General features: G+C 70.7%; 2 protein-coding genes. Both read right to left on the bottom strand.

The features are described from left to right. Positions 1-5,827: Ig-like domain-containing protein (locus BOSE127_RS16205; protein ID WP_159557999.1), on the bottom strand; the 5,827-nt coding region annotated here is incomplete at its 3' end. After that, positions 5,824-7,236, bottom strand: a complete 1,413-nt coding sequence (locus BOSE127_RS16200; protein ID WP_031259111.1) for a serine/threonine-protein kinase — start codon at positions 7,234-7,236, stop codon at positions 5,824-5,826. The genes BOSE127_RS16200 and BOSE127_RS16205, both read right to left, overlap by 4 nt. Positions 7,237-7,288 lie beyond the last annotated feature (52 nt).

The following is a 7,288-nucleotide window of genomic DNA, read 5'->3' as shown; positions in this document are numbered from 1 at the left end:
CTGGCGGAGGTTCCGGGGCGGCTGCGACCGGGAACGGTTCGGTCGCTTCGCCGGCCTGGGTCGAACCGGATCCGTCCGTCGCGCTGACGTACGCGCGGACCTTGACGGACTTGGCGAAGAACGGTGGTTCGGGAGGAGTTTGCCCAGCGTCCCAGCTCGATGTCGTGGGGAATCCGTCACCGTCGTCGCTCGCGTACCAGTACGCGGTGTACCGCACCGTGATCCCACTGCCGCTGGGGCCCGTCACGGCGATCGCCTGTCCTTGCTGGGCGGTCGTGACCGTCAGGTTCGCATCGAACGCGGTGGCGTTCCCCGTCCAGGAGTCAGCATCAGACGTGCAGAAGCTGCTCCCTGGGCCGCCGCATGCGCGGAGGGTCAGGAGTGCTGAGACGTTGCGGGCGCCGGACCCGGGCACGCCCGTCCACGTCTGGCCAGGCTGGAGCGTGATCGGCTGTCCGCCGGTCTCGAGCTGGTAGTGATGTGCAGGCCGCGACGGGGCGGTGACGCTCACGTTCCAGAGGTTGGTGCCAGCCGGCACGACGTCAACCGAGGGTCTGCCGGTTCCCGACGGGCGTTCGTAGGTCACGGCGTCGACGTACTCGACGTTGCAGAAGTAGCCGTTGGTCACGGTCACCGCGTACCGGGTCGACCCACCGCCGACACCCGAGTCCCGCGTCGGACTCGAGCTGCCGAGTGAGTTCGAGGACGGCGCAGCGCAGTTCACGTTGCCGGAACGGAACACGGCGTAGCGGAGCCCCGAGCCGCCCGCGGCATCACCGGCGCTCCAGGTCACGGTGACGGTCGACCGACCAGAGGAGTCTGCCTGGTCTCCGGCGACCGCCTGCAGGTTCGTCGGCTTGCCGGGCGTCCCGACGGCGCTGCCGGTCGCAGACGCGGAGTTCCACTGCACGACGGTGCCGTTGCGGTCGGCGTCGTTGCGGGCCGACACGGTGACCTTGTACTGAGCAGCACTCTGGGCACCGGTGAACGAGGTGTTCGTGGCGGTCCCGGTGTGGCGAGTTGTCGACAGGCCCGGGCCCTCGATCGACACGATGTAGTCGTCGACCGCGCTGCCGTTGTTCGGCGCGGACACCTTGCCCCACTTGACGTCGAGCTGGTTCGGCGTCGACTTGCTCGGCGTGACGGTGATGCCCTTCGGCGGTGCCGGCACGAAGTCCGCGCTCACCGGGGCCGAGCGGGCCGAGGGCTTCGAGTCGCCGATCGCGTTGGTCGCCACGACCTGGAACCGGTAGGACGCCTTCGGGTCGAGACCGGTGAGCGTGCACACCGTCGCGGTGCCGCAGTTCTTCGAGACACCGTTGGTCCCGACGACGCGGTAGCCGGTGATGGGCGAGTTGTTGCCCTGCGGCGTCGACCAGGTGAGGGTGGCCTGGCCACCGTCGTAGGAGCCGGTCCGGCTGGGCGCACCGGGGGCATCGGGAACGTCCTGCACCGAGATCGTGACGTCGCCCCAGACGTAGCGGTCGGGATCGTTCGTCGCGTCCGCCACCTGGTACTGCAGGTGCGCGTCGCCGGGCTTCGCGGTGGCTGCGACCGAGACCTGCAGGCGGGTGCGGTCACCGCTCGGGGTGACGGTGACACCGCTCGGCAGCCCGCCGGACAGTCCGCGGATGTTCACCACGCGCAGACGCTCACCCGGGAACGGGTTGGTCGGCTGGTCGTTCGTGAGCACGTCGATGGTGGTGGTCGCCCCGCGTTTGGTCACCGATCGGTCGGCGCCGGGCTGCACCACCGGTCGCGTGGAGGCGACGACACCGACGGTGACCGTCCCGGCACGCCCGGCGTTGGCGTCGTCGGCGACACCGATCCCGACGGACGCCGTCGTGTTTTTCTTCGCGGTGTCGGCGACCGAGATCGTGAGCTGCTGCTTCGCGATCGACGCGGTCGTCCCCGCTGCGGGCCGCCCGACGATCGAGTACCGGAGTTCCGGCAGGTCCTTCGGGTACGGGTAGTCGGTCAGCTTCGTGAGGTCGATCTTGCGGGTCTCCCCCGGCTGCATCTCGACCGAGGAGCCCGTGAACGCCGGCGGCTGGTTCGACCGGGGTGTCACCGTGATCGGCAGCACGAGTGTGGCGACGCGTCCCTTGCCGCCGTTCGCCGACGACCCGTCGGTCACCTCGAACGAGATCGACGCCCTGCCGTAGTAGAGCTTCGCCGACGTGAACTGCAGCGTCGACGAGTCCACCACGAGACTCTGCCCGTTGGCGTGGGTGGCCTTGACCGTGCCGCGGTCGGTGATCTTCGCGGTCTTGCCGTTCGCGGTGACGACGAAGTCCTGCAGCGGGATGCGGACGGTCGCCTCACTCTTCACCGTGACCGCGCCCGCGCTGCGGTTGATCTGGGGCAGGGCATCGTCGAAGCCCGGCACGTTGATGAAACCGTAGGACACGATGTCCGGATGGTCGATCCGAGCGACCGAGAACGGGATCACCTGCGAGTCGTCGGTCAACCGCACGGTGATGCGGCCGTCGTCGGTGGGCTTCGCCGTGTCGCCGTAGCCGGGGACGACGCCGACCCGCAGGTCGGCCGCGGTGCCCTCGGCGAAGAAGACGTTGTCGAGCACGTCGACGGTCACGCTCTGCCGGTGCAGGATGTCCTGCAGGTCGAGGGTGGTGTCGTCGACCTCGGGCCGGAGCGGCTGGGCGTCCGGGTCGACGGTCACCGTGAGGAAGGCCGTGCTCGATCCCCCGCTGGTGTTCGCGACGGTGTACAGGACCGCGAAGTCACCGCTCTTCGCCGACTTCGGGGGCGTGACGCGGATCTGCTGCTTGCGGAGGATCTTCGCGGTGACGTCCTCTGCCGTGGGCTCCGCCTGTGCGACGGTGAGCTGCCCACCCTCGGGGTCGGAGTCGTTCTGCAGGACGCGCACCGTGACCGAGCCGCCCGGCCGGATGGTGACGTGGTCGGCCTCGGCCACGGGGTTCGACGCCTGCTCGGCGCGCGGCGCGATGCCGACGCGCACGGTGCCGCTCGCACGGGCGCCGAGAGCGTCCACCACGGTGTAGGTGAACTCGTCGGTGCCGGCTGAGTAGTCGCCGGCCTCGTAGGTCAGGGCGTCCGCGGCTACGTCGGTGACCGATCCCTTGTCGGGGTTGGAACCCACGCCGACGAGCTGGACGGAGTCGCCGTCCGGGTCGATCCCGTTCAGGGGCACGCTGACCCGCACCGACGAACCGGCGACGACGCGCGCGGTGACGGTCTGCGGGACCGGCGGGTTGTTCGTGGCGGCGTCGCGCTCGCGCACCGAGATCGACACGGCGGCGTCGGCGTACTGGCCGTCGGGCCCGGCGACCCGGTAGACGGCGGTGTAGTTGCCCGGCGTCTTCGGGGCGAGGTACCGCAGGTGGTCACCGGAGACGAACAGCAGCCCGCCGTCGCCCGGCACGTTCTGCACCAGCTCGGGCTGCAGCGTCAGCGGCTCGCCTTCTGGCTGGGTGTCGTTGTCGAGCACGTCGATGTTCGCGACGTCGCCGACACGCACCGTGGAGCTGTCCGGTTGGGCGACCGGTGGCTGGATGCGGTCGGGCTTCGGGATCTCGACGACGGTGATCGTGCCAGGGGACGACGCCAGGCCGTTGGTCTCGGTGTACCCGAACGAGACCGGTCCGTCGAGCGGTGCCGTGAGGGTGACCCGGACCGTGTGCTGGTCGAGGATGCTCGCCTGCACGCCGCTGCCGCGTCCGGGGCCGTCGAGCGCCGTCACGAGCAGCACGCCGCCCGCCGGGTCGATGTCGGTCGCGGTGACGTCGGTGTCCTTCGAGGACAGGGTGTTGACGAACACCGTCTTCGGCGTGGTGATCGGCGCCGTCGACGCGTCCGGTGGCGCGAGGACGGTCACACGGACGATGCCGCTCGACGTCTTCACGCCGTCGGTCACCGTGTACTCGAGCTGGTGGTCGCCCGCCCGTTCACCCTGCACGCGGAACGTGCCGGCGTCGTAGCTCGGGGTGACGGTGAGGCCGGACGCCGAGGACACACTCGTCAGCGTCACGGTGCCGTTGCCGCCCCGCACGTGGTCGAGCGGCTCGACCGTGAACGCCTTGCCCGCGTAGCCGGACACGGGGAACGGATCGGCACGCAGCGGGACGGTGCCCTGCTTGGCCACCCGGACCGTCACGGCGCCCCGGCCGTCCGCGCGGCCGTCGCTCACGACCAGCTGCACGGACCGTTCGCCGGTCCGACCGCTGTCGTTCCGGAAGTCGAGCAGACCGTCGGGCGTGGTGGACACCCGGTCGCCGTTCGACGCCGTGGCCGACTCCAGGTACACCGGGTCGCCGTCCGGGTCGACCCAGTCGCCGAGGACGTTCGTCACGACGTGCCCGTTCTGGACGACGTCGGCAGAGGTGTCGCGCACCTGCCGCGGTGCTTCGTTCTGGCTGTCGGGGCGGACGGTGACCCGGACGGTCGCGGTGTCGGAGCCGCCGATGCCGTCGGTGATCGTGTACGGGAACGTCACGGTCCCGGTGGCGCGCGACGACAGCGTCACCTGGAGGCGTTGACCGTCGCCGACGATCGCGACGCGGCCGGCGGACTTCGAGATGGTGCCGACCTTGCTCACGATGATCGGGTCACCGTTCGGGTCGTAGTCGTTGAGCAGGACCGGGAGGCTCGTGGTGCGTCCCGGACGAGCGCCCAGTTCGTCGTCGACCGCGACCGGCGGCTTCTGGTCCTTGTCGACCTCGGGGTCGTCGTCGGAGACCTGCTCCCGTTGCTGCTGGTCGTCCCGCTTGATCAGGTCGGCCCAGTTGTCGATGAGCTGACCGCTCCGGTCGATGGCCCAGGAACGGCCGCTCGTCGGGTCGTTGGCGACGACGGTGTCGCCGTTGTGCAGGATCTGCAGTTCGCTCGTGCCGCCGGTGCTCGCCAGCCGCTGCAGCGCGTTGCCGTCGCAGGTGTCGATCGCCTGTCCGCCCGCCCATGCCGCGTAGGTGCACGATCCGTCGACGTAGGGCCGGGCGGCGCGTCCGGAGACCTGGAGCGCGGTGGCGTCCACGGCACCGGAGGCACTGACCCGGACCAGGCCCGCTGTGCCGGCGACGGTCACCTGGGCCGTCGTGTCCGACGAACGCTGCAGCGCCGGCGACGAGCCCACCCGGTCACCGAGCTCGACGGTGCGGCCGTCGACCGACAGGGCACCGCTCGTGCGGTCGAGCACGGCGAGGTGCCCGTCGAACGTCGCGACCTGGAAGTCGTCGCCGCGGTCCATCTTGACCTTCCACCGTTGGTCGACGGTGAGTGTCGTGCCGACGTCGACGAGCGATGCGGTCCCGGTCTTCGCGGAGTAGACCGCGACGTGCCCGTCGGAGGCGTCGAAGACGGTGTCGGCGCCGAGGGTCAGGTCGGCCTTGGCCGACGCGTCGAACTCGGCGAGGTCGCTCGCGGGTGTGGCCCAGAGCTCGCCCGTGTCGGCATTGCCGATGACCGCGGTGTCACCGGCGAAGAAGACATGTGGCGTCCCCGCCGGCAGGGTGATGGCGTCACCGACGGTGGCGTCGGCGACGTTGACCTGTGCGACGGTGCCCTTCGTCTCGTCGACGCTGTAGACGGTGGATCCACGCTGCAGCACCGAGAGGTCGTCGCTGGCCGTCTCGACCGCGGTGTTGAGCTGCAGGATGCCGGTGTTCGCCCGTCCGACGGCGCCGTACTCGGCAGAGGGCACCCACACGGTGCCGTCCCCGAGGTCGACGCGCTGCGTGTGGTACCCGGTGGACACGATGGCGGTGGTCGCGACGACGGCGGCGACGAGCACCGAGACGCCCGTCGTCACCGCGGCGGAGCGGTGCTTCGCGAGGAGGGCGCGGATCACCCGGCGCTCCCGATCGTCGCGCACTTCTGCGCACTCGCAGCGCCCGTCTTGCCGTCCCGGTTCACCGCGACGGCGATGCACTCCTCGTCGCCCCGGTCACCGGAGACGACGAAGGTCGTGCCGGTCTGCTGGCTCGAGGAGCCGTTCGACGAGATGACGTAGGTGTCGCCGCTGCGCAGGCCCGGGTCGGTCCAGCTGAACGACACCGACTGCGGGGACGTCTCGGCACGGAGTTCGGCGACGACGGGGATCGCCCCGGCGCCGAGTCGTCCGACGACGACGACCGTGGCGACGGCGAGGGCGGCGACCACGACGACGGTGAGGGAGGTCGCCCAGACCAGGGTCGAACGGCTCCGGCGGCGGCTCCGCGTCACGGAACCGGTGCGGTGCACCGTGCCGACGCTGTGGCCGCCGCCGGCCACGACACCGCCCTGCACGGCGCGTCGGGTCCGGCGGCGGCCACCGACACGGGTCGGCGGCTGCAGCTCACGGATCATCGTGCGGTCGCCGTGTGGGGTCGGTGTGGAGATCGCCCAGGCCTCGACCGCGACGTCGGCGGACGTCTGCGGGATGCCGAGCTCGGCCTCGACCTGCTGGAACCCGCGCACGAGCTCGATCACCGACGCCGGGCGCCCCTGCGGCTTGCGCGACAGTGCCGAGGCGAGCAGTCGCTCGAGCGAGGGCGGCACGTCGGTGCGTCCGGTGGGCTTCACCCCGCCCTTGTCGATCCGGTGCATCAGGTCGTTCGCACCGTTCTTGCCGCCACGGACCTCGAACGGGCTGCGCCCCGCCAGGAGCGAGTAGACGGTGGCAGCGAGCGAGTACACCTCGGACTGGATCGTGCCGCGCGACTCGTCGATCAGGACCTCGGGGGCCGACCACGGGATCGACATGCCGATCGGCTCGTCCGGGTCGGTGCCGCCGATGGTCGCGGCGATGCCGAAGTCGGAGAGCACGGGGTTGCCGTAGGCGGTCAGCAGGATGTTCGACGGCTTGATGTCGCGGTGCAGCACGCCCTCGCGGTGTGCGGTCTCGAGGGCGGATCCGATGCGGATGCCGATCGACAGCACCTCGGAGACCGGGATCGGTTCGCGACGGTACCGCTCGCTGAGCGACGACGAGCAGAGCTCCATCACGAGGTACGGGCGACCGTCCGCCGCGACGCTCGCCTGCAGGACGGTGAGGATCGACGGGTGCGTGCTCAGCCGTGCCATCAGGTTCGCCTCGGCCTGGAACATCTGCCGGACACGGTCGTCGACGACCTCGTCCAGCAGCACCTTGACCGCGACCTGGCGCCGGGGCATGTCCTGCTCGTAGAGGAAGACGTCGGCGAAGCCACCGGACCCGAGGACGTGCACGGGACTGAAACCGCCGATCACGGGCGGGTTGGACGGCAGGCGTCTCGCCATGGTCCTCTCCTCCCCCCGGCCGAGCGGCCAGCTCTCTCGACGTGGCCATGTC

The organism is Curtobacterium sp. 8I-2 (genome assembly GCF_902506155.1).
In the GTDB taxonomy this organism is placed as follows: Bacteria; Actinomycetota; Actinomycetes; order Actinomycetales; family Microbacteriaceae; genus Curtobacterium; species Curtobacterium poinsettiae.
This window is presented reverse-complemented; position numbering and strand designations above follow the sequence as displayed.